General features: G+C 34.2%; 20 protein-coding genes. 4 read left to right on the forward strand and 16 right to left on the reverse strand.

Going from position 1 to position 25,009, the window contains the following annotated elements; all coding sequences use genetic code 11:
• Nucleotide 1: 1 nt before the first annotated feature.
• The 13 genes from ACFX5D_RS09655 to uvrC form a co-directional block, all read right to left on the reverse strand.
• Nucleotides 2-484 (reverse strand): septal ring lytic transglycosylase RlpA family protein, encoded by a 483-nt coding sequence (locus tag ACFX5D_RS09655; RefSeq protein WP_379857989.1) that lies wholly within the window; start codon nucleotides 482-484, stop codon nucleotides 2-4.
• Nucleotides 485-565: 81 nt separating this feature from the next.
• The gene (locus ACFX5D_RS09660; protein WP_379857990.1) at nucleotides 566-988 is read right to left on the reverse strand and encodes a hypothetical protein; all 423 of its coding nucleotides are present in this window, start codon (nucleotides 986-988) and stop codon (nucleotides 566-568) included.
• Between the two features lie 94 nt (nucleotides 989-1,082).
• On the reverse strand, nucleotides 1,083-4,430 hold the full coding sequence (locus tag ACFX5D_RS09665; RefSeq protein WP_379857991.1) for a TonB-dependent receptor: 3,348 nt from the start codon (nucleotides 4,428-4,430) through the stop codon (nucleotides 1,083-1,085).
• 320 nt (nucleotides 4,431-4,750) lie between these two features.
• Nucleotides 4,751-6,394, reverse strand: a complete 1,644-nt coding sequence (pgi, locus tag ACFX5D_RS09670) for a glucose-6-phosphate isomerase (protein WP_379857992.1) — start codon at nucleotides 6,392-6,394, stop codon at nucleotides 4,751-4,753.
• Between the two features lie 173 nt (nucleotides 6,395-6,567).
• Entirely contained in the window at nucleotides 6,568-7,788 is a 1,221-nt protein-coding gene (locus ACFX5D_RS09675) for a M23 family metallopeptidase (protein WP_379857993.1), read from the reverse strand.
• A gap of 25 nt (nucleotides 7,789-7,813) precedes the next feature.
• Complete coding sequence (locus ACFX5D_RS09680) at nucleotides 7,814-8,749, reverse strand: tryptophan 2,3-dioxygenase family protein (protein ID WP_379857994.1); 936 nt, start codon at nucleotides 8,747-8,749, stop codon at nucleotides 7,814-7,816.
• Nucleotides 8,749-9,519, reverse strand: a complete 771-nt coding sequence (locus ACFX5D_RS09685) for a DUF3108 domain-containing protein (protein WP_379857995.1) — start codon at nucleotides 9,517-9,519, stop codon at nucleotides 8,749-8,751. The genes ACFX5D_RS09680 and ACFX5D_RS09685 overlap by 1 nt, the downstream gene beginning before the upstream one ends.
• 293 nt (nucleotides 9,520-9,812) lie before the next feature.
• Nucleotides 9,813-10,973, reverse strand: coding sequence for a 4-hydroxyphenylpyruvate dioxygenase (hppD, locus tag ACFX5D_RS09690; protein ID WP_379857996.1), 1,161 nt, complete (start codon nucleotides 10,971-10,973; stop codon nucleotides 9,813-9,815).
• Nucleotides 10,974-11,063: 90 nt separating this feature from the next.
• Entirely contained in the window at nucleotides 11,064-11,246 is a 183-nt protein-coding gene (locus ACFX5D_RS09695) for a four helix bundle protein (RefSeq protein ID WP_379857997.1), read from the reverse strand.
• Nucleotide 11,247: 1 nt separating this feature from the next.
• Complete coding sequence (locus ACFX5D_RS09700; protein WP_379857998.1) at nucleotides 11,248-11,346, reverse strand: four helix bundle protein; 99 nt, start codon at nucleotides 11,344-11,346, stop codon at nucleotides 11,248-11,250.
• A 168-nt stretch (nucleotides 11,347-11,514) separates the two neighbouring features.
• Nucleotides 11,515-12,672 (reverse strand): homogentisate 1,2-dioxygenase, encoded by a 1,158-nt coding sequence (locus tag ACFX5D_RS09705; RefSeq protein WP_379857999.1) that lies wholly within the window; start codon nucleotides 12,670-12,672, stop codon nucleotides 11,515-11,517.
• 218 nt (nucleotides 12,673-12,890) lie between these two features.
• On the reverse strand, nucleotides 12,891-15,056 hold the full coding sequence (locus tag ACFX5D_RS09710; protein WP_379858000.1) for a patatin-like phospholipase family protein: 2,166 nt from the start codon (nucleotides 15,054-15,056) through the stop codon (nucleotides 12,891-12,893).
• A 75-nt stretch (nucleotides 15,057-15,131) separates the two neighbouring features.
• The gene (gene uvrC, locus ACFX5D_RS09715) at nucleotides 15,132-16,931 is read right to left on the reverse strand and encodes an excinuclease ABC subunit UvrC (RefSeq protein ID WP_379858001.1); all 1,800 of its coding nucleotides are present in this window, start codon (nucleotides 16,929-16,931) and stop codon (nucleotides 15,132-15,134) included.
• 127 nt (nucleotides 16,932-17,058) lie between these two features.
• Here uvrC and ACFX5D_RS09720 point away from each other — a divergent pair, with 127 nt between their 5' ends.
• From ACFX5D_RS09720 to ACFX5D_RS09735, 4 genes are all read left to right on the forward strand, one after another.
• Entirely contained in the window at nucleotides 17,059-18,045 is a 987-nt protein-coding gene (locus ACFX5D_RS09720) for a succinylglutamate desuccinylase/aspartoacylase family protein (RefSeq protein ID WP_379858002.1), read from the forward strand.
• Nucleotides 18,046-18,160: 115 nt separating this feature from the next.
• Nucleotides 18,161-19,447: a pyridoxal phosphate-dependent decarboxylase family protein gene (locus ACFX5D_RS09725; RefSeq protein ID WP_379858003.1), complete on the forward strand. Its 1,287-nt coding sequence runs from the start codon at nucleotides 18,161-18,163 to the stop codon at nucleotides 19,445-19,447.
• Nucleotides 19,392-19,955: a 5-formyltetrahydrofolate cyclo-ligase gene (locus ACFX5D_RS09730; protein ID WP_379858004.1), complete on the forward strand. Its 564-nt coding sequence runs from the start codon at nucleotides 19,392-19,394 to the stop codon at nucleotides 19,953-19,955. Before ACFX5D_RS09725 ends, ACFX5D_RS09730 begins: the two co-directional genes overlap by 56 nt.
• Before the next feature lie 38 nt (nucleotides 19,956-19,993).
• Nucleotides 19,994-20,194 carry a hypothetical protein gene (locus ACFX5D_RS09735; protein WP_379858005.1) on the forward strand — a complete coding sequence of 67 codons (201 nt, stop codon included), beginning with the start codon at nucleotides 19,994-19,996 and terminating at the stop codon, nucleotides 20,192-20,194.
• A 60-nt stretch (nucleotides 20,195-20,254) separates the two neighbouring features.
• Here ACFX5D_RS09735 and ACFX5D_RS09740 read toward each other — a convergent pair whose 3' ends face one another.
• The 3 genes from ACFX5D_RS09740 to ileS form a co-directional block, all read right to left on the reverse strand.
• On the reverse strand, nucleotides 20,255-20,854 hold the full coding sequence (locus tag ACFX5D_RS09740; RefSeq protein ID WP_379858006.1) for a lipoprotein signal peptidase: 600 nt from the start codon (nucleotides 20,852-20,854) through the stop codon (nucleotides 20,255-20,257).
• Nucleotides 20,855-20,939: 85 nt separating this feature from the next.
• Nucleotides 20,940-21,320, reverse strand: a complete 381-nt coding sequence (locus ACFX5D_RS09745) for a TraR/DksA family transcriptional regulator (protein ID WP_073209154.1) — start codon at nucleotides 21,318-21,320, stop codon at nucleotides 20,940-20,942.
• Between the two features lie 7 nt (nucleotides 21,321-21,327).
• Nucleotides 21,328-24,786 (reverse strand): isoleucine--tRNA ligase, encoded by a 3,459-nt coding sequence (ileS, locus tag ACFX5D_RS09750; protein WP_379858007.1) that lies wholly within the window; start codon nucleotides 24,784-24,786, stop codon nucleotides 21,328-21,330.
• Between the last annotated feature and the right edge of the window lie 223 nt (nucleotides 24,787-25,009).

Raw genomic sequence — 25,009 nt, forward strand, 5'->3', positions numbered from 1 at the left:
TTTAATTATTCAAAACTGCAATTGTAACTTTCATTCCTCCATCGTCTTTACGTGAAGCAATATCTTTAAAAGCTCTTTTTGATAAATCAATTTCTCTTGACTTTACAAACGGACCTCTATCTGTGATTTCTACAATAACTGATTTACCATTAGCTTCGTTAGTCACTTTTACTTTTGTTCCGAAAGGCAATTTTTTATGGGCTGCAGTATATTTATTATTATCGAATTTCCTGCCGCTTGTTGTTCTTTTTCCGTTAAATTTATCCGCATAATACGAAGCATGAGCCTCTGTCTTATAGATTTTAAATTTGCCGTTTTCTAGTACTAAAGTATCTGAAATAATTTCCTGACGTCCAAACACCATTTTACTTTTCTTAATAGTATCCTTTTGAACAGAAGCTTTTTGTTTATTTAAACCGCTGCTTTGACTGCTGACTAAACCTATAATTGCTAGTAAAAAAAATAATGTAATTAATTTTCTCATTTATTCTTATTTTAGTTAACCCTATTTGCAAAAACCATACCTAGATAAAAAAAGCTCTATTTCTAGAGCTTTAACAGATTTTTAAAACCACATATACCATGGGATTCTACTCAAAATAAGAAGCAGTCCTAAACCGTAAAAAATAGAAAAAGTTTTAAATTTTGATTCACTTGTCACCAACTTTTTATGCTTAGACCATCCAATTGTGATTAAAGCAATCCCAACAATATTGATTAAAGGGTGTTCTAACGAAGTTAGCCGTAATGCCTTATCTGACATTTGCCCAAAAGATGCAAAACCTAAAGGAGAAACAAAATATAAAATCAAGCCTATCAATAATTGTATATGTATCCCTATTAATCCAAACAAAGCAATTTTTCTATCTTTTGCAGTAAATTCTTTTTTGGAAAACATTCCAATAAGGGAATTAACCACTGCAACAACTAATACTAAAAGTGCTAAATAAGCCCAACCAGAATGAAATTTTTGAATAAATTCGTACATATAACTTGTTTTTGTTTTAACAAATATAAGAAAAAAAGGCATAAAAAAACCACGCTTTAAAGCGTGGTTTTAATTTTAAATATTTCTTTTGATATTATTTACCAAAAATATATCTAAGTGTTAATTGTGCTTGCCAAACATCGAAAGTTGAAGCATTTTTTTGGAAGGTATCTTTAATTAAAGTTTTTGTTCCTGCAACATCTGTTTGAGTTGTTAATTGGTAAAAAGGCACATTTGCAGTTGTAGTTACGTAGCTCAAAACATTTGAATTTGTAACTCTTTGTGTAACACCCCAATCTTTATTTAACATATTGGTAAAGTTTAAGATATCAGCTCTGAATTGGAAAGCATTCTTTTTTCCAGATATTTTCAAGAAAAAATCCTGAGTAACTGATAAATCTAATCTATGCAACATAGGGATGACAGCTCCATTTCTCTGAGCATACTGGCCTCGTCTTGTAGAAAGATATTTATCTTGATAAATGTATGAATCAAAAGCTTGTTGTTGTTGTGCTTCAGTATATACTGTTACTACATTTGCTCCATTTACTACATTTGTAACTGATAATGGTTGAAAACGAATTTGATTCGCATTATTTGGTACAAATAATAAATCATTTCCATTTACTCTATCACCATTCATATCGCCATTATAAGCATAAGAAATCCCTCCTGATTGTTCTCCAATGTAACCTAGGTTAATCGAAGTAGCAGCTCCAAGTTTATCACCGTACTCAATTTTATATCCTAATATACCAACAATTCTATGCGGCGTATTATTACTAGATAAAGATAAAGGTAAGTCATTATTCCCGTTTACTGATCTAGCACCAGTCCAAGAACCAGAGGCAATAGAACCTGCTGATAATAAATCATTAGCACTTGAATGCGTGTACGCTACTGAACCCCAAAGACCTCTTTTGTATGGATACTCTAATTTAAATGTTGTAGAGTAAAAATATCCTTTATTCGTATTTGTTAATACAACTGCGCTTGAAACATTGTCATTAATTCTAACTCCATTGTCATTACGAGCATATCTTGGTCTAGTATCAGGACCACTGAAGTTTCCAAGTGGAGTTTCAAAATTTGCATTGTAGTAATGGATCGCATTAATGTTTGATTGGAAAATACCTTCTATAGTTCCTACAAAACCTAAAGGAAGTTTTTGATCAACTGCTATATTTGTTTTCCAAACTTGTGGAAACTTAAATTTTTTGTCTGTAAACGCTAATTCAAATGTAGAAGGAAGCGTAGGTGTAGCAGGAATGAAATAATTGTTTGGATTTGGTGTAAAACCGTATCCACCTGCAGCAATCGCAGCACCACTAACATCAACAAAACCGGTAAGAACGCCGTTATTACCAATCGCATTAGATAAGAAAACCGATGGCGCTCTTCCTGTAAATACACCACTACCTCCACGAACCTGTGTTGTAGCATCTCCAGTTACATCTAAATTAAAACCGATTCTAGGTTCAAACAAATACTGAGTATTTGGCATATCACCAGTATTGAATTTTTCTCCGTTAGCAAAAGTCATTGCTGTAACTTTAGGATTCTCAAGTGCTGTATCAGAAAACCAAACAGCTGAAGCACGAAGTCCTAAAGTAACTCTAAGTTGATCCGAAACTTTAATTTCATCTTGAGTATACAAGTCAAATTTATTTGACTTCAAAATTTGCAAAGGCTCTTCAGCACCAGCCAAAGCTGAATATCTAAACTGAACACGATCAATACCGGAAACAATTGTAGATGGCGCACCACCATTAAGAGCTGATTGTTCAGCCGCTTTATAAAATTGATCCAACGAATTAAAAACATAGACTCCATTAGAACCAGAGAAAAACAAATTACTTGATTTAAAGTGCTCAAAGTTAGCACCAAATAATAAAGAGTGTTTACCTATTGTTTTAGTTAAATTGTCAGTAAAGTGTAAAGTCGAATACGATAATTTATTCCCTTGAGTAAAAGGATCTAAACCTGCAGAAATCAGATTAGATGTTCCTGCTGTAACAACTCCAGTAATAGGATTAACTGATCCGTTTTTTATATCAATGGTAGGAAACAAACCTCCACCTTGTAAGGCTCTATCTTCAATTTGTTTGTCATAACCGCCGATAAAATTATTGTACCATGAATTACTTAATTTACTGTTCAATTCAACGACTATCGATCTCGTATTATCTTGAATAACATAACCGCTATTTTGAAAAGACATTGCAAGTGCACTAGTTCTTCTATTACCAAATCCTAAAGAGGCAGAGTTTGAAGTTAACTCATCTGATGAAGAGTTATGAAACACGTAACGAGCCGTAAGTTTATGATTGTCGTTGATATTCCAATCTAATCTTGTAAGGAATTTTTTCGAAACTTTTGCTGCATCATAGTTTTCCCAAGGACCTGTTGTATAATTAAATTTGTCTTTCAAAAAAGTTGAAAGTGTTTGCATTTGAGCAAATGTAGGCGCAGAAACTTGAGCACTTGGCTGTGGTGAACCTGTAGAGGTCCAAGTTGTAGCCGGGCTTGTATTTTCTATTGTCTCAAAATTTCCAAAAAAGAATAATTTGTCTTTAATGATTGGAGCTCCAATTCTAGCTCCCCAAATTTTTTCATTAAATTTACCAGGCACTATTACAGTATTTCCTGCTTTAGTCCCTATAAAATCCTTCTTGTTACTTCTAAATGAATTATAAACTGAACCTTCAATTTCATTTGTTCCACTTTTTGTAACTGCATTTATTCCAGAACCTAGAAAACCTGATTGACGTACATCATAAGGAGCAATATTAACTTGTAACTGTTCAATTGCATCTAAAGAAATCGCAGTAGAACCCGTTCTTCCTCCAGCTTGTGAATCATTTCCAAGACCGAAACCATTATTAAATACAGATCCATCAATCGTAAAGTTGTTTAATCTTGAATCTTGACCTCCAAAACTACCATTAGCTCCTGCATTTGCATTGTACTTAGTGATTGCATTAATCGATCTTGCACCTGTAACAGGAACAGCTGTTAATTCTCTATTTGAAAATTGTTGTGACGCTCCGGTTCTTCCTTTATTGAAAGTTCCTTTTGATTTTGTAGAAACAACTACCACTTCTTTTAAAGCATTAGATTCCTCATCTACAACAATATTCACTATTATATTATTTCCTAAAGGTGCATTGATCTCTGTAATCTCTGTTGTTTTGTAACCAACATAAGTAACTTTTACAGTGTAAGGACCTCCTGGTCTGATTCCTTGAACGGCATATCCTCCGTTAGAACCAGTAGTTGAAAAATATTTTGTTCCTGTAGGCGTATGAACAACCTGCACTGAAGCGCCTGGTAAAGTTTCGCCAGTGCTCGATTTAACAGTCCCGGACATTGCAGAACTAGTAACCTGCGCATGACCAACAACTGATAAAAAAATAATCAAAATAAAAATAATTCTTCTCATTTCTGCTTTTTTGTTTAGTTTATTAATTATTGGCAAAAATATAACATTTTTACTTTGAAAAGTTAATATAACGTTAAGAAAGCATGTTTTAAATATTGCTATATTACTATTAAATACATTAATTACATAAATAGTTAAAAATATACACTTACGTAAAGTATGTTTTAATTCTATTGATAATTTCACAAAAAAATAACATTCAAAAAAAACAAAATTCCAAAATTTAATTAATCAAAAAACTATCATCTAGACACTTATAAAGAGAAAACCCCAATTTCATATAATAAAATTGAGGTTTTTCAATAAATTGTTCTGATAATCTATTTATTCTTCAAAAAATGATTCAATAAAAATGCAGTGGAACTATCGTGATTTTTTACTTCTTTTGTATTAATTCCTTCTAAAATAGAATTTGCTAATTGTTTTCCAAGTTCAACTCCCCATTGATCAAAACTAAAAATATTCCAAATAATTCCTTGCGCAAAGATTTTATGTTCGTATAATGCGATTAAAGAACCTAAGGTTTTTGGCGTCAATTTTTGTATTAATATAGTATTCGTGGGTTTGTTTCCCGTAAAAACTTTAAAAGGCAAAAGAAATTTTGCTTTATCAGCTGATAGCTCTTGCTTATCAAATTCTGCTTGAACCTGCTCTTTTGATTTTCCTTGCATTAACGCTTCAGTTTGCGCAAAAAAGTTAGACATCAATTTATCATGATGCTCTTCATTTCCATATAATGGTTTTACATATCCAATAAAATCAGTCGGAATCAACTTAGTTCCCTGATGAATTAATTGAAAAAAGGCATGCTGAGAATTAGTTCCCGGCTCACCCCAGATAATAGTTCCCGTTTGATAGTTTACCGGAGTACCGTCTCTACCCACGCTTTTTCCATTGCTTTCCATTGTTCCTTGCTGTAAGTAAGGCGCTAATTTTTGTAAATATTGAGTGTATGGAATCAACGCTTCGCTTTCGGCTCCAAAAAAGTTATTGTACCAAATACTTAATAAAGCCAAAATGACTGGCGCATTTTGATCGAAATCAGCCGATTTGAAATGTTCATCCATTTCATTTGCACCACTCAATAATTCGTCAAAATTTTCAAATCCTACCGCTAAGCTAATTGTAAGACCAACCGCACTCCACAAAGAAAAACGTCCGCCAACCCAATCCCACATAGGAAATACATTGTTCGGATTTATTCCAAATTCAGTTACTTTTTCAATATTGGTAGAAACCGCTACAAAATGTTTAGCAATATCTTCTTGTTTTGCTAATTCTAAAAACCATTTTCTGATCGTTTCTGAATTAGTCAATGTTTCTTGTGTTGTAAATGTTTTAGAAACAATAACAAAAAGAGTCGTCTCTGGATTTAATTTTTTGATAATTTCATTTACATGATCCCCATCAACATTCGATACGAAATGTACGTTTAAATGGTTTTTATAAAATTGCAATGCTTCAACTGCCATAGCTGGACCTAAGTCTGATCCACCAATACCTATGTTTACAATATCCGTAAAAGATTTCCCCGTAAATCCGGTTCTTTTACCAGAAGTAACTTCATTTGTAAATGCTTTTATTTTATTTTTTACATCATAAATTTCAGGAACTACATTTATACCTTCAACATTTACAACAGCTGATTCTTTGGCTCTTAAAGCCGTATGAAGCACAGCTCTATTTTCTGTTTGGTTGATAATCTCTCCATCAAAATAATCTTTGATCGCGCTTTTAAGTCCAACTTCATCTGCCAATTCCAGCAACAATGCAATCGTTTCCTGAGTTATGATGTTTTTTGAATAATCAATTAAAAAATCATTCCATTTCAAATTGAATTTTTCTGTTCTTGAGGTATCGGATAGAAACATTTCATGCATCGAAGCTTTTCGCATTTCTTCATAATGCAATTCAAGTTTCTTCCAAGCTATTGTTTCTGTAGGGTTTATCTTATTTAATGCCATTTCTATTTGGATTGTAGTTCTATTTAGTTTTTGGCAAAAATACTGAAATTAGTTTTAATGAAAAATGCGTTTACAATTATATAACAATATATTATAAAAACGCTGAATACATAAAGTCTGTATTGCAATCCAAGATTTTTCATAAAATACTGTAATCAATAGATTTAACTAAACTACAAGTTAGATGCACTATCTAATTCCCATTTTAGGGGAGCAATCGTCTTTAAAAAACGACTTTTATCCCTGCCACTCATAGGTTCGCCATTAGGTAATTTAAGTCGTAAAGCATCAACCTGAACCCCATTTTTCCAAAATCGATAACACACATGCGGACCTGTTGCTAAGCCGGTACTTCCGACGCGACCTATGACTTGTCCTTGATTGACATGTTGACCACGACGCACCAAAATTCTCGACATGTGCAAATATTGGGTTGAATAGGTTCCATTGTGTTTTACTTTAACAAAATTTCCGTTACCGGCAGTAAAACCCGTTTGTTCAACAGTCCCAGCGGCAGTGGCTGTAATCGGTGTTCCGTATGGAGCAGCATAATCTGTTCCTTTATGCGCTTTCCACGTATGTTGCACAGGATGAAATCGATTAGAAGAAAATCGGGATGATATTCTGCTGAATTTTATTGGTGTTTTGAGAAAGAAATTTTTAAGCGTTTTTCCCTCCTCATCATAATATTCGATTTTACCCGATGAAGGATTTTGGGCATAAGGGAAGGCATAAATAATTTTTCCTTTATATTCAAAAAATGCTGCCTCAAGATCTTCTACACCGTCATAAACAGTGTCGTTTATAAATCGCTCTTTGAAAGTAATTCCAAATCGGTCCCCTTTTTTTAGTTTAAAAAAATCTATTGACCACGAATAAATTTTCGATATTTTACTCGCTAAGGAACCTTCGACTTTAGCATTTTCCAAAGTTTCTGACAATGAACCTTTCAACAAGCCACCAATTGTTCTACTCTTAAAAGTTAGAGGATAGGTTTTTTCATAAGCAACTATAGTTGTATCTCGTAAATCAACAACATAATAGTGTAATGCATCTGGCTGGTAAATAAAAACCTGTAATTTGTTGGTTTTATTTTTGGATCTAAGCAAAGTATAAGGCTTGTTTAATCTAATAGTTCTTACATCAAATGAGTCCTTTACTTTTTTAACAATTTCGAATACCTCTCTATTGCCAATATTTTGCTTTTGTATAATTGTACCAAAAGTATCTCCCTTTTTTATAGTGTCTTTTATAACATTAAAATCAGAATATTTAAATCCAAATTCAACTTTTTTGAACACTGGTCTTATAATTTCATCCTCAAATGTAATCTCGGATTTCTTGCACGATATTAATGAAAATAAAACTATGATACTAATTAATACTTTCTTCAAACTATAATTCATTTTGTACTTTAAATTATTTTTCTTCTCCCCAATTCGCCAACTCAACAGCTGACCATAATTCAGGGAAAAATATTCTTCGTTGGTATTTTGGATGCATGTATTTTTTCCAGTCGCTTCCACCAGTTGCTTCTCCGCTTCCTTTCCCACTTTGATCAATATATTTCTTTGCCGTATTAAGGTGTTGCATCACCCAAGTAATATTTACGGTGTGATCATAATGACGCATCGCTTTAATTAATTCTGGGTTTCTTTGATCTATAGCCGGAAGTTGCTTAAATTTTTGCCAAATATTTACGGTGTTGTATTCTTGCATGTGGCCTAAGAACATTTTTTTGTATTTTTTTTCAAACTCCTCCAACAAAAATGATTTTTTGCCAGTTTGGTAATCTTTACCGGCAGCTTGCCAATACAAATGTTCAAATGCAAATTCAAAAGGAGTGCCCCTGTCAATCGTATCTCTAAAACGGTGATCTATCAGATTTATTAAATCTGTCGAAGAAAATTCTATTAAACGATATTGTGCACTTTGAAAACCACTTGCCGGTGTAAGAGTATTTCTAAATTTCATGTATTGCTCGACATCCATTCCGTCCCCCATAATACTGAAAGAAGTAGTCAGCATATCAAAATATCGACTAATTCTCATTAACCTTTCGGTAAAAAAATCGGTTTCAATGTTTTTTGCGTATGAAATTTGGTTCATTTCCCAAAGTATCATTTTAAAGATCAGTTCGTTTACCTGATGATACATGATGAAAACCATTTCGTCCGGAAGAGTTGTTCTTTGAGTTTGAAGATTTAATAATGCATCTGTTTGGATATAATCCCAATAAGTGATTGGTTTGGACCAAAGTAATCCTTCAAGTTGCGTCTCCGTTTTTTGGTTTATTGCTTGGTATTTAAGTTCAATTTCTTTTAAAATTTCTTCCGTATTATTATTACTAGTCATTATTTTTTTATTTTAAACGGACTCTTCAATCCTTTAAATGCATCCAAATCTGCTTTGATCGATCCTACAGCCAGACTTGCTTTAATTCGCAATGGTAATTTATTATCGTCGTCTGAAACCCAAACCGTTAGACTTTCCTGCTCCTTAAAAACGCGTCCGGACTGAACCAAAGGTCTAAAAATCATAGCTGGAACAGCGCCAAATTTAGTTGTAATATCCTCACGTCCAATAAATTTTAACTTAAACTTTGTAGTTTCATCATCAAAAAACATATCAATTGCTATTGACTCCCCCACCTTTAATTTATCAATACCTTGGTAATTTCTTAAATAATAAAAAGCCGACAATATATCCTGCGTGTTTTTTGGAATCATAAGCGTTTTTTCCTCTTTGTGCTTATAATCCTTAACAAGAACTCTGTTTGTAATTTGATTAAAAAATCCTTCTTGATTTTTAGTGTAGCCTCCTTCGTTTATATTTCTTACAAATTGATGCGGGTTTCCGGTTTCTTTATCAATGTAGCTTTCATATAAATCATCTACTTTGAAAAAAAATCGGGACATTCCGGTCGTATACCCTTTCCCGATTACATGAAATGATTTTTTGCTGTTTACAGTCGCGTCCTTAACTTCTAAAGTTGCGTAACCTGCATTCACTATACCGTAATGGATTCTGAATTTAAACCATTCACCCACATCGTACGCATCTTCCTTCTTAGAATCAAAACTTACAGCTGTAACAAATATTAGGAGTAGTAGTATTTTTCTCATTGCTTTTTTCGTCAGATTATTGACCGTAACTGCAAATTTTGTTCCAAATATATTAAAACAAAAAAACTCAGTCAAATAATGACTGAGTTTTTATGCTATTAACTAACCAAAAAACTATAAATTATGAAATTTATATCAATTTCGGAAGGAAACCACCCCTTCCTGTTTTGCGAGTGCAAAGGTAATTAACAAACCCAGTTTTTTTTACTAAAAAATACACTTTAACACAAATTACTCAAAAATACAGGTACTTCGTCGGTTAAAATTTCACATTATATAAAAAAATTATGTTTCTATAGTGTTCCTCGTAATGCCTGTTCTCTTTCAATTGATTCAAAAAGCGCTTTAAAATTACCCGCACCAAAACCTTTGGCTCCCATGCGCTGAATAATTTCGAAAAATAACGTTGGTCGATCTTGTACGGGTTTTGTAAAAATTTGTAATAGGTACCCTTCTTCATCGGCGTCGACCATTATCGCAAGTTTCTCTATTTCATTCAAATCTTCTTTCATCATTTTCATATGCTCTCCCAAACGTTCCGGAATAGCCTCGTAATAAGTATGCGGGGGAGCGGATAAGAATTCGATTCCTCTTGCTTTCAATTGCGATACGGTTTTAATAATATCATCCGTTGCGATGGCGATATGCTGAATTCCTGGTCCACCATAAAAATCTAAATATTCTTCTATTTGCGATTTTTTCTTTCCTTCAGCGGGTTCGTTGATTGGAAATTTGATTCTTCCGTTTCCATTCGACATTACTTTACTCATCAAGGCCGAATATTCGGTATTAATTTGTTTGTCATCAAAAGAAAGAAAATTCACAAATCCCATTACCTCTTCATAGAACTTAACCCAAGTGTTCATTTCGTTCCAGCCTACATTACCCACCATATGGTCAATGTATTTTAACCCTGTTGGTTCCGGATTGTAATCTGATTTCCATTCCTTATATCCAGGCAAGAAAACACCGTTGTAATTTTTGCGTTCTACAAAAATATGAACGGTTTCTCCGTAGGTATAAATTCCGGAGCGCACTACTTCTCCAAATTCATCTTTCTCGACTGTTGGCTCCATAAAAGAGCGGGCGCCGCGTTTCATGGTTTCTTCGTAAGCACTAGTAGCATCTTCTACCCACAACGCAGCTACTTTTACTCCGTCTCCATGCTTTCTTAAATGTTCATGTATAGGAGAATCTTGTGTTAATGGCGTGGTTAATACGATTCGAATCTTATCTTGTTTTAGCACATAAGACGTTCTGTCTCTTACCCCGGTTTCTAATCCTGCATAAGCCAATGATTGGTAACCAAAAGCAGTTTTGTAATAATGCGCTGATTGTTTTGCATTTCCCACGTAGAATTCTACATAATCGGTTCCTAATAAAGGAAGAAAATCTTGTGCTCCTTCAAATATTTTTTCTAGTCCGTATTCTACTGATTTTACTTCTTTTGACATGATATATAATTTAGAAAATTTGTCAATGAGAAAATTAGAAAATGCAAGTGACAAATAAATCATCAATTGAAACATTTTCTAATTTTCTCATTATTTTAGTTTTGATGTTGAAATTATTTTATTTAGTATTCTTAGAATTTCTGACAAATCATTTAATAATTCTTTACAATCTGGGTATGATTTGTGGGCATCACAAAGAAATAACCAATATTCAGTTTCATCAGCTTCTTTTACTGCAATTTTTAATTTATGAATAAAGTTTGCTTTCAGCATTTTAAGCTTCTTTTGAATTAGCGCCAACTGAAGTCCCACTTTTCAACAATTGATTTCCAATTACAAATTTTTTTTTCTTGTAAATCTTCTGTATAATCAATTATTTTTAGTGCGAAACTGAAAGTTTTAACCAAAAGCGCATTGTCTTTGTATTTTTCGTTGAAAGTCATGTTTTTAAATTAGATAATTTGTTAATGTGAGAATTAGATAATTATTCATCGTTAAGTAATTTTCTTATTATCTAAATTATTGCATTATCTAATTAGTTTTACTCTACCCAGGATTTATAATATTGTCCATCGTCCAATCCCATAGCTTCTTCAGTCACCATTAATGGACGAAATGTATCTACCATTACCGCTAATTCATGTGTTTCAGTATGACCAATACTACGTTCCATAGCGCCTGGCGCAGGTCCGTGAGGAATTCCTTTGGGATGCAACGTGATATGACCTTGCTCAATATTATTACGCGACATGAAATCGCCATCTACATAATACAAAACCTCATCACTGTCTATATTACTGTGATTATAAGGTGCAGGAATGGCTTTTGGATGGTAATCGTACAGCCTTGGAACGAAAGAACAAACCACAAAAGTCGAAGTTTCGAAAGTTTGGTGTACTGGTGGCGGCTGATGAACGCGGCCTGTTATAGGTTCGAAATTGTGAATGCTAAATCCATAAGGAAAATTATAACCGTCCCAACCCACAACGTCAAAAGGATGCGTGGCATAAATTATTTCGTGCATCATTCCCTCTTTTTTGAGTTTGATCAGGAAATCGCCTTTTTCGTCATGCGTTTCTAACTCTGTTGGCAAAATAAAATCACGCTCGCAAAATGGCGAATGTTCTAAATGTTGGCCTGAATCATTTTTATACCTTTTTGGCGTATAAAATGGAGCGAAAGATTCGACGTAGAAAAGTCTATTGTCTGATGTTTCAAAATCAATTTGATAAATTATTCCACGAGGAATAATAAGGTAATCCCCGTATTTAAAAGGAATATTTCCCATCATGGTGCGCAATTTTCCTTTTCCTTTGTGAATGAAAATCATTTCATCAGCATCGGCATTTTTATAAAAATAATTACGCAAAGACTGTCTTGGCGCAGCTAATCCTATAGTACAGTCTTTGTTAACAAGCATCGATTTGCGACTGTCTAGAAAATCATCTTCGGGTTTTAACTCAAAACCTTTTAATAATAACGATTTGATGTTTTTTCCAATGGCGATTTTTGGTTCAACCGAATACGATTTTGTAATTTCTTTTATTTGAGTTGGTCTATGAACATGGTAAAGCAAAGAAGAATTACCATGAAAACCCTCTGTTCCAAATAGTTGCTCGTAATACAAACCTCCATTTGGTTTTTCGAATTGCGTGTGTCTTTTTTGAGGAAAATTTCCCAATTTATGGTATAAAGGCATGATTTTTTAAATTAGATAATTATACAATGAAATAATAAAGTATTTAGTTAATGATAGAATTAGATTGATTCGAGAGAATCTCTAACTTAAATTTCTGTTATCTAATTGCTTTCTTATTCAGGATTTCTCTTAATAAGAAATTACAGATATCCTAATAAACCGGTCCAAATTGTTTTCATAATAACAAATGTCGGAATTATTATTGAAATAAATTACAATTAAAACATAAACCCAACACTAAACCATGTATATCCTTTTCCCGTTTCAGGCGACCAGGAATGTTTAATTTCTATAGGTCCAATTATCGTTTCTAATCCATATCCTACTGCGTAGCCTGTGTATTTGGGTATTGAAATCCAGTCTACCGTTTCAAAAAGCTTGTCCCCAATGTTAGCGACATTTACCGAAAAATTAAAATGATTGTTTTTATAAAACTCATAATCTATGGTTCCTGTGGATTTAATATAGCTATTTCCCGCAATACTTAAGAAATCATATCCATAAAAATGCCGGAAATTATTTATCATATTGTAACCATATCCTCCTAAAATAAAATCAAAAAAAGCAATACTTTCAGGACCAATAGCAAAACCAGCTTCCGTTTGAAATTTAACTGTAGTATTTTTGAAAAGGGTTGCTGCTATTCCAAAATCACCTTTTGCAATAGAAAAAGGCTTAAAATTCCCGGTATAATTTGACGAAAATAAGTAGGATTGGATGTCACCTGAAAAATACCACCCTTTTCTAGGGAAATATTTGTTGTCAAAAGAATCATATTTCATGTATCCAAAAATACTGGCATAGGTACTCTTGTCAATTAAAGGATTTATATTTGATAAAGTTTCAGAATTTATTTTCAAAAATTTATATTCGATTCCACCTCCTATTAAAAACTTTTGCACAAACAAGGATTGAAAATAGACCTGATTTGTAACATCTGAAAAATCGACATTTATAGAGCTGATTCCCAACGGAGATAAATCTATACTGCTGATATCACTGGTAACATTTCTGTTGAACTGATTAAATTGTGATTTAAAACCTAAACTTAAATTAAATCCATTTTCAATATAATAATCAAAATTATATCTAAAGTTATCCCCCAAAACTAAATCTAAAGATGCAATATCATTTTTAAATAACGTTTTTTTACGGCTCAGGTTTATTAATACGGCACTTTTAAATAATCCGTCATAATGCAATCCAAATTTCAAATAGGATTTTGTAGCATTCTCTTTTAAACTAAGATTCAACTCATCCCCATTCTTGTTGGGGTCTAAACTATATGATATTGTACTGAAGTTCTGCGTGGCATTAATGTTATTTATTCCCATTAGCAAACCCTTATAATCCGTTTTGACACCTGGCTTAAATCTTAATTTCCCTATGACATACGCTTTTGTATAATTATCCAACTCATTACAATTGATATCGTTAATTTGTAAACTGTCGGATTCAATTTTTAATTTCGGCTTCTTATATGGATTTGACTCATCAACAAGCATCTTTATCTTTTCGTAAACAGAGAATGTTGCGTCTTCACCTGTTCTAATAATATCTTTCCCTTTATCAAAAGAGATCACTCCGAATCCCTTAATATCTGGTTTTACGTAAATATCCGTTTCTTTTATATTTTGCTTCATTCGTTCTATTGAATGAAGGTTTGTAATTTGAACTAAAATTCTTGTTGCGTTTTTAAGCTGCGTCCTGTCTAGTAAATCATCTTGAACATCTACACCAATTATAATATCAGCCCCCAATTCCTTTACGTGCTCAATTGGATAATTATTGGAAACCCCTCCATCAACTAGTAATTTTCCATCAATTTCAACCGGAGAAAACAGAGATGGAAATGCGGAACTAGCCATCATTGCTTGTGCCAAATTACCTTTATTTAAGAGCACCTCACGTCCTGTTTCTATATCAGTAGCAATACATAAAAAAGGAATTGGAAGCTGACTGAAGTCTCTCACATGCCTAACGTGCTTTGTCAGTCTGCTCATTAAATTATAATTGTACATCCCCTTTGATAACGCTTCCGGGATTCCAATTTTAAATTTATTAAATGGCAACACCAATGCATATAATTCATCATTACGCTTTTCATAGAAATTTTTTGATGTCCTTGGAATGAAATCGTTTAATAATTCATCGAAATTTGTTGCCTGAAAAATAGAATCAATCTGACTTGCATTGTATCCCGAAGCATACAATCCTCCGACAACCGCTCCCATACTGGTACCGCCTATATAATCAATCTTGATTCCTGATTCTTCTAAAACTTTCAAAACACCAATATGTGCAAATCCTTTGGCGCCACCGCCACTCAGAACCAAACCGACTTTAGGTCTTTTTTGCTCTTGTGAAAACAAAGTGAGACTCATAGAAAAAAAAATGAAAAATAGAGCAATCTTCTTCATAAGCAGCAATTTGGTATTATAAGAATTGGGTAATGTTAATTAATCATTTGTTGCCTTGTAAAATTCGACAATTTTTTTGGCTTTTGATATACCTATAACGTCAGAAATTTCTTTTTCTGCAGCCAACTTTAATCTTTTAACACTCTTAAAATGTTGAATTAGTGCGAGCATTGTTTTTTCTCCAATGCCAGGAATGCTTTCTATCGAAGAATTTAGTGCCGCTTTACTCCTTTTATCTCTATGATGTGTAATCCCAAAACGATGCGCCTCATTACGCAATTGCTGGATTACTTTCAGGGTTTCTGATTTTTTATCCAAATACAAAGGGATGGAATCACCGGGATAAAACAACTCTTCCAATCTTTTTGCAATACCAATTATGGCAATCTTTCCTCTCAAACCCAATTCATCGATACTTTTCAACGCTGATGACAATTGTCCTTTTCCACCGTCAATAATAATTAAATTCGGAAGCGGTTCATTTTCATCCAGCAATCGTTTGTATCTTCTATAAACCACTTCGGTCATCGAAGCAAAATCATCCGGCCCATCGACTGTTTTAATATTAAAATGGCGATAGTCTTTCTTACTTGGTTTTCCATCCTTAAAAACCACACAAGCCGCCACAGGATTCGTTCCTTGAATATTCGAGTTATCAAAACATTCAATATGTCGTGGCTCCACTGGCAATCGCAAGTCTTTTTGCATTTGAACCATAATCCTTTTCGTATGGCGATCCGGATCTACAATTTGAAGTTGTTTCAATTGTTCAATTCGGTAAAATTTAGCATTACGAATCGATAAATCCAGAATTTGCTTTTTATCTCCCAATTGCGGAACGGTGATTTTTATGTTTTCTCCCAAATCAACGTGAAACGGAACAATTACCTCTCTGGACAACAAATGAAAACGCTCTCTCAATTCTATAATAGCCAATTCTAATAATTCTTCATCGGTTTCATCCAGTTTTTTTTTGATTTCCATCGTGTGCGAACGAATAATCGAACCATGAGAAATTTGGAGAAAATTCACATAGGCGGCACTTTCATCTGAAACTATCGAAAACACATCGATATTGGTGATTTTTGGATTTACAATCGTAGAGCGTGATTGGTAATTTTCCAGTATTTCTATTTTTTCTTTGATTTTTTGAGCTTCTTCAAAATGCATGTCAGCGGCAAGATTCGTCATGACCCGTTTGAAATCTTTCATACTTTCCTTGAAATTTCCTTTTAAGATTTCGCGAATAGCATCAACTTGCTTTTGATAATTTTCTAAAGTTTCAAAACCTTCACAAGGCCCCATGCAATTACCAATATGATATTCGAGACAAACTTTGAATTTCCCGCTTTCGATATTGCTTTTACTTAAATCATAATTGCAGGTTCTAAGCGGATACAATTCTTTGATCAGTTCCAGAATAGTGCTCACCGTTTTAAAACTCGTATAAGGTCCAAAATATTCCGACCCGTCTTTGACCATCCGTCTGGTGGCAAAAATGCGCGAAAAAGGTTCTTTCTTAATACACAACCAAGGGTAGCTTTTATCATCGCGCAACAACACATTGTATCGTGGCTGCAAGGTTTTTATAAGGTTATTTTCCAATAAAAGTGCATCCGTTTCTGTAGGAACAACAATGTGTTTTATGGTTACAATCTTCTTTACTAGCACATTAGTTTTGGCTGTATCATGAATTTTATTAAAATAAGAAGACACCCTTTTTTTTAAATTTTTGGCTTTGCCAACATACAAAATTTTCCCTTCCTTGTCGTAATATTGATAAACACCAGGACTATCAGGCAAGGTTTGGATTTGAAGGGTTAAAGTTGCTAAATTCATGTAACAAAGTTAATCTCAAAAATCACGAAATACAAATCAATACTCTTGAAATCTTTCTGTTGATAGTTTTACCAGAATTTTAGTTTCTAATTCGTTATTATCCTTATTTTTATGGTTTCAAGAACTTATGATAAAAAATAATTCCGCACCAATAATAATTTTTGGCGAAAGCATTATCCCAGGCGAAAGCAAAACCATCAATGTGGAAATCGCCCGATTGCATACCACAACAAAATTAAATATCCCCGTAATTGTTCGTCGTTCTAAAATTGACGGACCGGTTGTACTGTTTTCAGCAGGAATTCATGGTGACGAAATTAATGGTGTAGAAATCGTTCGGCAACTTATCAGTAAAAAAATAAACAAACCAAAAAAAGGAACTATCATCTGTATTCCTATTATAAACGTATATGGATTTGTCAATAAGTCAAGAGAATTTCCTGATGGACGAGATTTAAACAGAGTGTTTCCAGGAAGTAAAACCGGTTCTTTAGCCAGCAGATTTGCTTTTCATATTTTGACTGAAATCATGCCGGTTGTAAATTACGCCGTAGATTTTCATGCCGGTGGAGCCAGCCGATTCAATGCTCCACAAATTCGTCTCGCACAACATAATGAAGAATTAAAAATATTGGCGGATATTTTCAACGCTCCATTTACTTTATATTCAAAAAATATTGCGGGTTCCTTTAGGAGCGCAAGTGAAAAATTAGATGTGAAAATGCTTCTTTTTGAAGGTGGAAAATCCCTAGACATCAATAATCATATCGCCGATGAAGGCGTAAATGGAGTGAAACGATTGCTTTCCCATCTTGACATGTTAGATCCAAAACACAATGTAATGCAGCAAAAAATGCCAACTATCTATATTGAAAAATCCGGTTGGGTCAGAGCCAAATGTTCCGGCTTACTGCACGACTACAACACCATTGGAACCTTTTTGAAAAAAGGTTCCGTCCTGGCAACCATAACGGATCCTTATGGAAAATTTGAACGAAAAGTAAAAGCCCCAAATGATGGTTACGTAATAAATGCTAATCTTTCGCCTATTGTATATGAAGGCGATGCTATTTATCACATGTCGAATACTGCTGAAAATGGAGAAGAACAATAGTTCTTTTGGGTAAATATTTATTTTAATAATCAACACTATTTCAGGGAAACCAAAACCTAACAATTATCATGTTTTTTATCGTTTTATACCAATACTTTTAGTCAAAACTATTGGTATGCAATTCTGGAAAAAATTACCCCAAAATGAAAGACAAGAACGCATTCAAAAAGCGTTGAACGAAAACGTGAATTTTGCCCATGATGCTTCTTTGGGTTATCCTGCATCTAAATTAGATGGAAAAGTATTCAATAGTGATGCGCCTTTCCTAAAAGACGCTCCTACTCTTCAAACGTATGTTGCCAATCCCAACCATATTGGATGCCATACCCTTGGCACCTCCGAAAAAGCATTCAAAGGAACTCAGGAAATGGAACGTGAAGTATTAAATGTTCTTGCTGTGGATATTTTTAAAGCGCAACCCAGTTCTTTTGATGGTTACATTGCTCCCGGCGGAACAGAGGCAAACATTCAAGCTATATGGATGTATCGCAATTATTTTATGTGTAAACAGAATGCAAAACCTGCTGAAATAGCAATTATTGCTTCAGAAGATACGCATTATTCCATTCCCAAAGCGGCAAATTTATTGATGCTTGATTGGTTAAAAATCCCTGTTGATTTCAAAACCCGTGTCATAGATATTTTTTCTCTCGAAAATATCATTATAAATGCAAAAGAACGAGGTAAAAAATATTTCATCATAATTTCAAATATGGGAACTACCATGTTTGGCGCCGTAGACAATCCAGACGATTATATCCAGATACTAGAAAAACATCAGCTGACATATAAACTGCACATTGATGGAGCCTATGGCGGATTTGTTTATCCTTTTAGCAATAACAATTGCAACATCAATTTTGAGAATACAAAAATAAGCTCTATAACCATTGACGCACACAAAATGCTTCAGGCCCCATACGGAACCGGGGTGTTTATCTGCCGAAAAGGTTTAATCGAAAACGTATTAACCAAAGAAGCCGAATATGTTGAAGGAATGGATTTGACGCTTTGCGGAAGCCGCTCGGGGGCAAATGCCATAGCAGTCTGGATGATATTATTTACCTATGGTCCTTTTGGGTGGTGCGAAAAAATACGCGTTTTACAAATGCGAACCGAGTGGCTATGTGCACAGTTAGACGAATTAAATCTGACTTATTTCAGGGAATCGTATATGAACATTGTAACAATTCCGTCAGAACACATCACTAAAATATTGGAAGAAAAATACGATTTGGTTCCCCAAAAACACGGTAATGGCAATCAATGGTATAAAATTGTGATTATGGACCACGTTGAAGTAGATCATTTGATTACTTTTATAGCCGATTTAAAAGCTACTATTCATGCTAAAAAAGGAATTACGACAAAAATACAAAACATTACGGAAACAACTCTCTGAAAATGAATTGGAGGAAATGAGTTTGGCCATTGCCAATAAACTACTGAAACTTCCTATTTGGGAGAAAAGCTATTTTCATATTTTCTTGCCCATAACTGAACATCTGGAAGTAAATACCGAATTTATTCTGCATCTGCTTTCCGGTAAAGACAAGGAAATCATTATTTCTAAAAGCAATTTTGAAAGTAGAAAAATGACCCATTTCTTACTTACGGACAATACCAAAATTAAAAAAAACGAATACAACATACCGGAACCACTTGATGGAATTGAAGTTCCTCCCAATAAAATTGAGGTTGTTTTTGTTCCGCTTTTAGCTTTCGACAAAAAAGGAAATCGCGTGGGGTACGGCAAAGGATTCTATGACCATTTTTTGTCTGAATGCAAACCGGTAACCATTAAAATTGGACTATCTTTTTTTGAAGCCGAAGAATCAATTACAGATATCTTCGAAAGTGACATACAATTGGATTTCTGCGTTACGCCAAATTCAATTTATTCTTTTTAATTTTTAATCCGTACTTTCGCAGTAGATAAAGCTAAACTATGAAAATATTTAAAAATTCTGGATTCGCAGTAACTGTTCTAGTTGCTGTATTTACAATTTCATTATCAAATTGTTCCATTCAGACAAGAACGGGCACTAACAGATCTTCTTATAAGGCCAAAAAACTTCCACCAGGACAAGCAAAAAAAATATATGGTGGAAAAAGCGCTAAACGCTACGCCCCAGGACAAAACAAATAAAAAAAAGACCTGTTTCAAATTATGAAATAGGTCTTTTTTATTTTTATCAAAAAGTTGAATCTATTTATGATGAAATGCTTTTTTATTGAAAAATATCAAAATTCCGACACCTGTTGAAATCGCCATATCGGCAATATTGAAAATAGCATTAAAAAAAGTAAAATTTCTTCCGCCCCATATTGGCACCCAAGAAGGTAAGTCTCCCTGCCAAAAAGGAAAATAAAACATATCGACTACTTTACCGTGAAACCATGTTCCATATGGTCTGTCTGTAAACAAAGTGGCCAATTGCTGGTGACTGTCATCAAATATAACTCCGTAAAAAACAGAATCAATTATATTTCCAAAAGCTCCTGCAAGGATCAATGCAATAGCCACAATTAAGTAATTAGAGCTGTGTTTTCTTTCCACAGAATCCCACAACCAATAACCAATTCCACCTACGGCTACTAATCTAAAAAGCGTCAGAAATAATTTTCCATAAGGTCCCGGAATTACAGTTCCCCAAGCCATTCCTTCATTTTCAATGAAAAGAATTTTAAACCATTTGAATACTTCAACTTCTTCTCCTAAAATAAAATTAGTTTTGATGTATATTTTTGAAACTTGATCGACAAGTAATATAATAAAAATAAGGAGATACGCTTTTCGTAATGACATTTTATAAATTTTAATGGCGTAAAAATAACAATTTAATCAAAAAAAACGCTCCTTTAGGAGCGTTAAATATTACACAACAACTGGTTTATCTTTGCAAATTTTTTGCTTCGATACTCATTGTAGCGTGAGGAACGATTTTTAATCTTTCTTTCCCAATTAATTTGCCGGTAACTTTACATACACCGTATGTTTTATTTTCTACACGAAATAGCGCATTCTTTAAGTCACGAATAAACTTCTCCTGACGAATCGCCAGTTGCGAGTTTGCTTCTTTAGACATCGTTTCGCTTCCTTCTTCGAATGCTTTAAATGTTGGAGACGTATCATCAGTACCATTATTCAAATCATTCATATACGCACTTTTGATCAAATCTAGATCTGCTTGTGCTTTCTGTATTTTGTTAAGTATTATCTCTTTAAACTCTGCTAAATCTGCGTCAGAGTATCTTGTAGCTTCATCTACCATTTTTAAGTTATTTTGAAATTAATAGCATTGTTTTTATTTCATCAAATTCAATTTCCGTACCGTTTGCTATTTCGTCCACAAAAACCAGCTCACTAGTTAATGTTTCCGATTTAATATAGTCTACATTTTTAAGAATCGCTTGTTCCAAAAGTCCATTTTTTTTCAATTGAACCTTAATTTTATCAGTAACTTCAAATCCTAAATCTTTACGGATATTCTGAATTCTGTTTACCAATTCTCTTGCAATCCCCTCTTGTTTCAACTCCTCAGAAATTGTAATATCAAGCGCAACCGTTATTCCGTTAGCATTGGCAACCAGCCAACCTTCAATATCTTGTGATGTTATTTCTACATCTTCTAAAGTTAAAATTACGTCATTTCCTGCAATAACAATATTCAGACTTCCTTCTTTATCCAATTTACTGATTTGCTCTTTTGAAAACCCTTGTATTTCCTTAGAAATCAAGCCCATATCCTTTCCAAAACGGGGTCCGAGTGCCTTAAAATTAGGCTTGATTTGTTTCACCAAAACACCGGAAGCATCATCCAAAAGTACGATTTCTTTTACATTTACTTCTGCTTTTATAAGGTCGGAAACGGCCTCAATTTCAGCTCTTTGATTCTCGTCAAGTACTGGTATCATTACCTTTTGCAACGGTTGGCGCACCTTTATCATTTCCTTCTTTCGGAGTGATAAAACCAACGATGAAATGGTTTGTGCTTTCTGCATTTTGCTCTCTAACATTTTATTAACATAGTTTTCAACCGAAATTGGAAACTCCGCCAAATGTACACTGTCATATTTTTCCGACTGTGTTGCTAACGTTAAATCTCTATAAAGTTTGTCCATAAAGAACGGAGCAATAGGTGCACCCAGCTTACTTATGGTTAACAAACAGGTATATAAGGTCTGATAAGCCGCGATTTTGTCTTGTGCATATTCCCCTTTCCAGAAGCGTCTCCTGCACAAACGAACGTACCAGTTACTTAAGTTTTCTTGTACAAATTCGGAAATTGCACGAGCCGCTTTCGTTGGTTCATAATCCGCATAAAAACCATCCACTTCTTTTATCAAAGTGTGCAATTCTGACATGATCCATTGATCAATTTCCGGTCTTTCTTTTAACGGAATTTCTGCTTCTTCAAATTTGAAACCATCAATATTGGCATACAAACTAAAAAATGAGTACGTGTTGTATAATGTTCCAAAGAATTTTCTGCGAACCTCAGCGATTCCTTCTAAGTCAAATTTCAAGTTGTCCCAAGGATTCGCATTCGCTATCATGTACCAACGCGTTGCATCTGGACCGTATTCTTTTAATGTTTCGAATGGATCTGCGGCATTTCCTAAACGTTTAGACATTTTTTGTCCGTTTTTGTCTAAAACCAATCCGTTAGAAACCACATTTTTATACGCTACTTTATCAAAAACTAAGGTTCCAATGGCATGCAAGGTATAAAACCAACCGCGTGTTTGATCCACTCCTTCGGCAATGAAATCCGCTGGAAAATCTTTATTCTCGTCAATTTTATCTTTGTTTTCAAAAGGATAATGCCATTGTGCATAAGGCATCGAACCTGAATCAAACCAAACATCAATCAAGTCAGCTTCTCGCGTCATCGGTTTTCCAGAGGCAGAAACTAAAGTAATTTCGTCAACTACATTTTTATGCAAATCCACTAAATCGTAATTTTCTTCTGCCATATTTCCTATTTCAAACCCTTTGAAAGGGTTTTGATTTTGAAAACCAGCTGCTATTGATTTTTCGATTTCGTTGTATAATTCTTCAACAGAACCGATTAAGATTTCTTCTTGTTTGTCCTCCGTTCTCCAGATTGGCAATGGAATTCCCCAGAATCTGGATCGTGACAAATTCCAGTCATTGGCGTTTTTTAACCAATTTCCAAAACGTCCTTCTCCGGTTGCTTTTGGCTTCCAGTTGATGGTTTCGTTCAAGTCAAACATTCTGTCTTTAACTTCAGAGATTTTAATAAACCATGAATCCAAAGGATAATATAAAATAGGTTTGTCCGTTCTCCAGCAATGTGGATAACTGTGAAGATATTTTTCTACCTTAAATGCTCTGTTTTCTTCTTTTAATCGAATGGCGATTTCAACATCTACTGAACGCTCTGGCGCTTCACCGTCGTTATAATATTCGTTTTTTACATATTTACCAGCATATTCCCCCACATGTGAAGTAAATTTTCCTTGTAAATCCACTAAAGGAACCGGAGTTCCATTTACGTCCAGAACTAACATTGGAGGAATCTCTGGCGTAGCTTCTTTCGCTACCTTGGCATCATCAGCACCAAAAGTAGGCGATGTGTGCACAATTCCTGTTCCATCTTCGGTAGTTACAAAATCTCCTGAAATTACTCTAAAAGCATTTTCAGCATTCTGATACGGAAGCACTAATGGCATTAATTGTTCGTACCGAATGTCAACTAAATCAGCCCCCTTGCATTCCGCCAAAACCTGATACGGAATTTTCTTATCGCCTTCCTTGAAGTTTTCAAAATCCGCAGGATCAGCACTTTCGAAGAAGCCTTTCCCAAATTGTTTTCCAACTAAATTCTTAGCCAAAATCAATGTTGCCGGACGAAACGTATATTGATTGAATGTTTTTACTAAAGCATATTCAATTCTCGGACCTACAGTCAAAGCGGTATTACTTGGCAAAGTCCAAGGTGTAGTAGTCCAAGCCAAGATAAAGATTTCCTCTAAATCCAAAGCTTCTAACTTGTAATGCCGTAAATTATTAGAACTTATATAATCGTAAAACTTAGAGAACAACAATTCCTTGTGCGCATCGATCACCTTAAATTGCGCCACAACAGTCGTATCTGTTACATCTCTATAACTTCCCGGTTGGTTTACTTCGTGTGAACTCAACCCGGTTCCTGCTTTTGGAGAATACGGCTGGATGGTGTAGCCTTTGTACATCAAATCCTTGTTGTAGATTTGTTTCAAAATCCACCAAACCGTTTCCATATATTTGGATTTATAGGTCACATACGGATCTTCCATATCAACCCAATATCCCATTTTTTCGGTCAAATCATTCCATACGTCTGTATAACGCATCACGGTTTTTTTACACGCTTCGTTGTATTCTTCGATGGAAATGGTTTTTCCAATATCTTCTTTGGTAATTCCTAATTCTTTTTCAGTACCTAATTCCACAGGCAAACCGTGGGTGTCCCAGCCTGCTTTACGCTTTACTTGAAACCCTTTTTGAGTTTTATATCTGCAAAAAATATCTTTAATGGCGCGTGCCATTACGTGGTGAATTCCCGGTAATCCATTTGCCGAAGGCGGCCCTTCAAAAAACACGAATGGTGGGTTTCCTTCACGAGTGGTTACGCTTTTCTCGAATATGTTTTCCTTCTTCCAAAAATCCAGAACTTCTGACGCTACAGTTGGTAAGTCAAGTCCTTTGTATTCAGTAAATTTTGTGCTCATTTTATCCTTTTCTAAATCAAGGTGCGAAAGTAATAAATTAAAGTCGAAAGTCGAAAGTCGAAAGTCGAAAGTTACGTACTGAGGCAAAATCACAGTGTAGAATTTTGATGGTATTTACACTAAAATTACTCGTTTCCCTCTAATTCAAAGAAATTATTAACTGGTTTGCCAAACAACTTTGATAATTTAAGAGCCAAAACTGAATCTCGACTGCGCTCGATTA

Source organism: Flavobacterium fructosi, from assembly GCF_042787335.1.
GTDB classification, from domain to species: domain Bacteria; phylum Bacteroidota; class Bacteroidia; order Flavobacteriales; family Flavobacteriaceae; genus Flavobacterium; species Flavobacterium fructosi.

Bases quoted from the DNA above. Each gene is read 5' to 3' on its own strand.
- ACFX5D_RS09745 (WP_073209154.1), bottom strand. From the start codon at position 21,320: ATGGTAGATGAAGCTACAAGATACTCTGACGCAGATTTAGCAGAGTTT.
- ACFX5D_RS09740 (WP_379858006.1), bottom strand. From the start codon at position 20,854: ATGTCATTACGAAAAGCGTATCTCCTTATTTTTATTATATTACTTGTC.
- ACFX5D_RS09660 (WP_379857990.1), bottom strand. From the start codon at position 988: ATGTACGAATTTATTCAAAAATTTCATTCTGGTTGGGCTTATTTAGCA.
- ACFX5D_RS09665 (WP_379857991.1), bottom strand. From the start codon at position 4,430: ATGAGAAGAATTATTTTTATTTTGATTATTTTTTTATCAGTTGTTGGT.
- hppD (WP_379857996.1), bottom strand. From the start codon at position 10,973: ATGTCAAAAGAAGTAAAATCAGTAGAATACGGACTAGAAAAAATATTT.
- ACFX5D_RS09655 (WP_379857989.1), bottom strand. From the start codon at position 484: ATGAGAAAATTAATTACATTATTTTTTTTACTAGCAATTATAGGTTTA.
- ACFX5D_RS09695 (WP_379857997.1), bottom strand. From the start codon at position 11,246: ATGCTGAAAGCAAACTTTATTCATAAATTAAAAATTGCAGTAAAAGAA.
- ACFX5D_RS09680 (WP_379857994.1), bottom strand. From the start codon at position 8,749: ATGACTAGTAATAATAATACGGAAGAAATTTTAAAAGAAATTGAACTT.
- uvrC (WP_379858001.1), bottom strand. From the start codon at position 16,931: ATGAATTTAGCAACTTTAACCCTTCAAATCCAAACCTTGCCTGATAGT.
- ACFX5D_RS09725 (WP_379858003.1), top strand. From the start codon at position 18,161: ATGCAATTCTGGAAAAAATTACCCCAAAATGAAAGACAAGAACGCATT.
- ACFX5D_RS09730 (WP_379858004.1), top strand. From the start codon at position 19,392: ATGCTAAAAAAGGAATTACGACAAAAATACAAAACATTACGGAAACAA.
- ACFX5D_RS09710 (WP_379858000.1), bottom strand. From the start codon at position 15,056: ATGAGTCTCACTTTGTTTTCACAAGAGCAAAAAAGACCTAAAGTCGGT.
- pgi (WP_379857992.1), bottom strand. From the start codon at position 6,394: ATGGCATTAAATAAGATAAACCCTACAGAAACAATAGCTTGGAAGAAA.
- ACFX5D_RS09735 (WP_379858005.1), top strand. From the start codon at position 19,994: ATGAAAATATTTAAAAATTCTGGATTCGCAGTAACTGTTCTAGTTGCT.
- ACFX5D_RS09720 (WP_379858002.1), top strand. From the start codon at position 17,059: ATGATAAAAAATAATTCCGCACCAATAATAATTTTTGGCGAAAGCATT.
- ACFX5D_RS09685 (WP_379857995.1), bottom strand. From the start codon at position 9,519: ATGAGAAAAATACTACTACTCCTAATATTTGTTACAGCTGTAAGTTTT.
- ileS (WP_379858007.1), bottom strand. From the start codon at position 24,786: ATGAGCACAAAATTTACTGAATACAAAGGACTTGACTTACCAACTGTA.
- ACFX5D_RS09705 (WP_379857999.1), bottom strand. From the start codon at position 12,672: ATGCCTTTATACCATAAATTGGGAAATTTTCCTCAAAAAAGACACACG.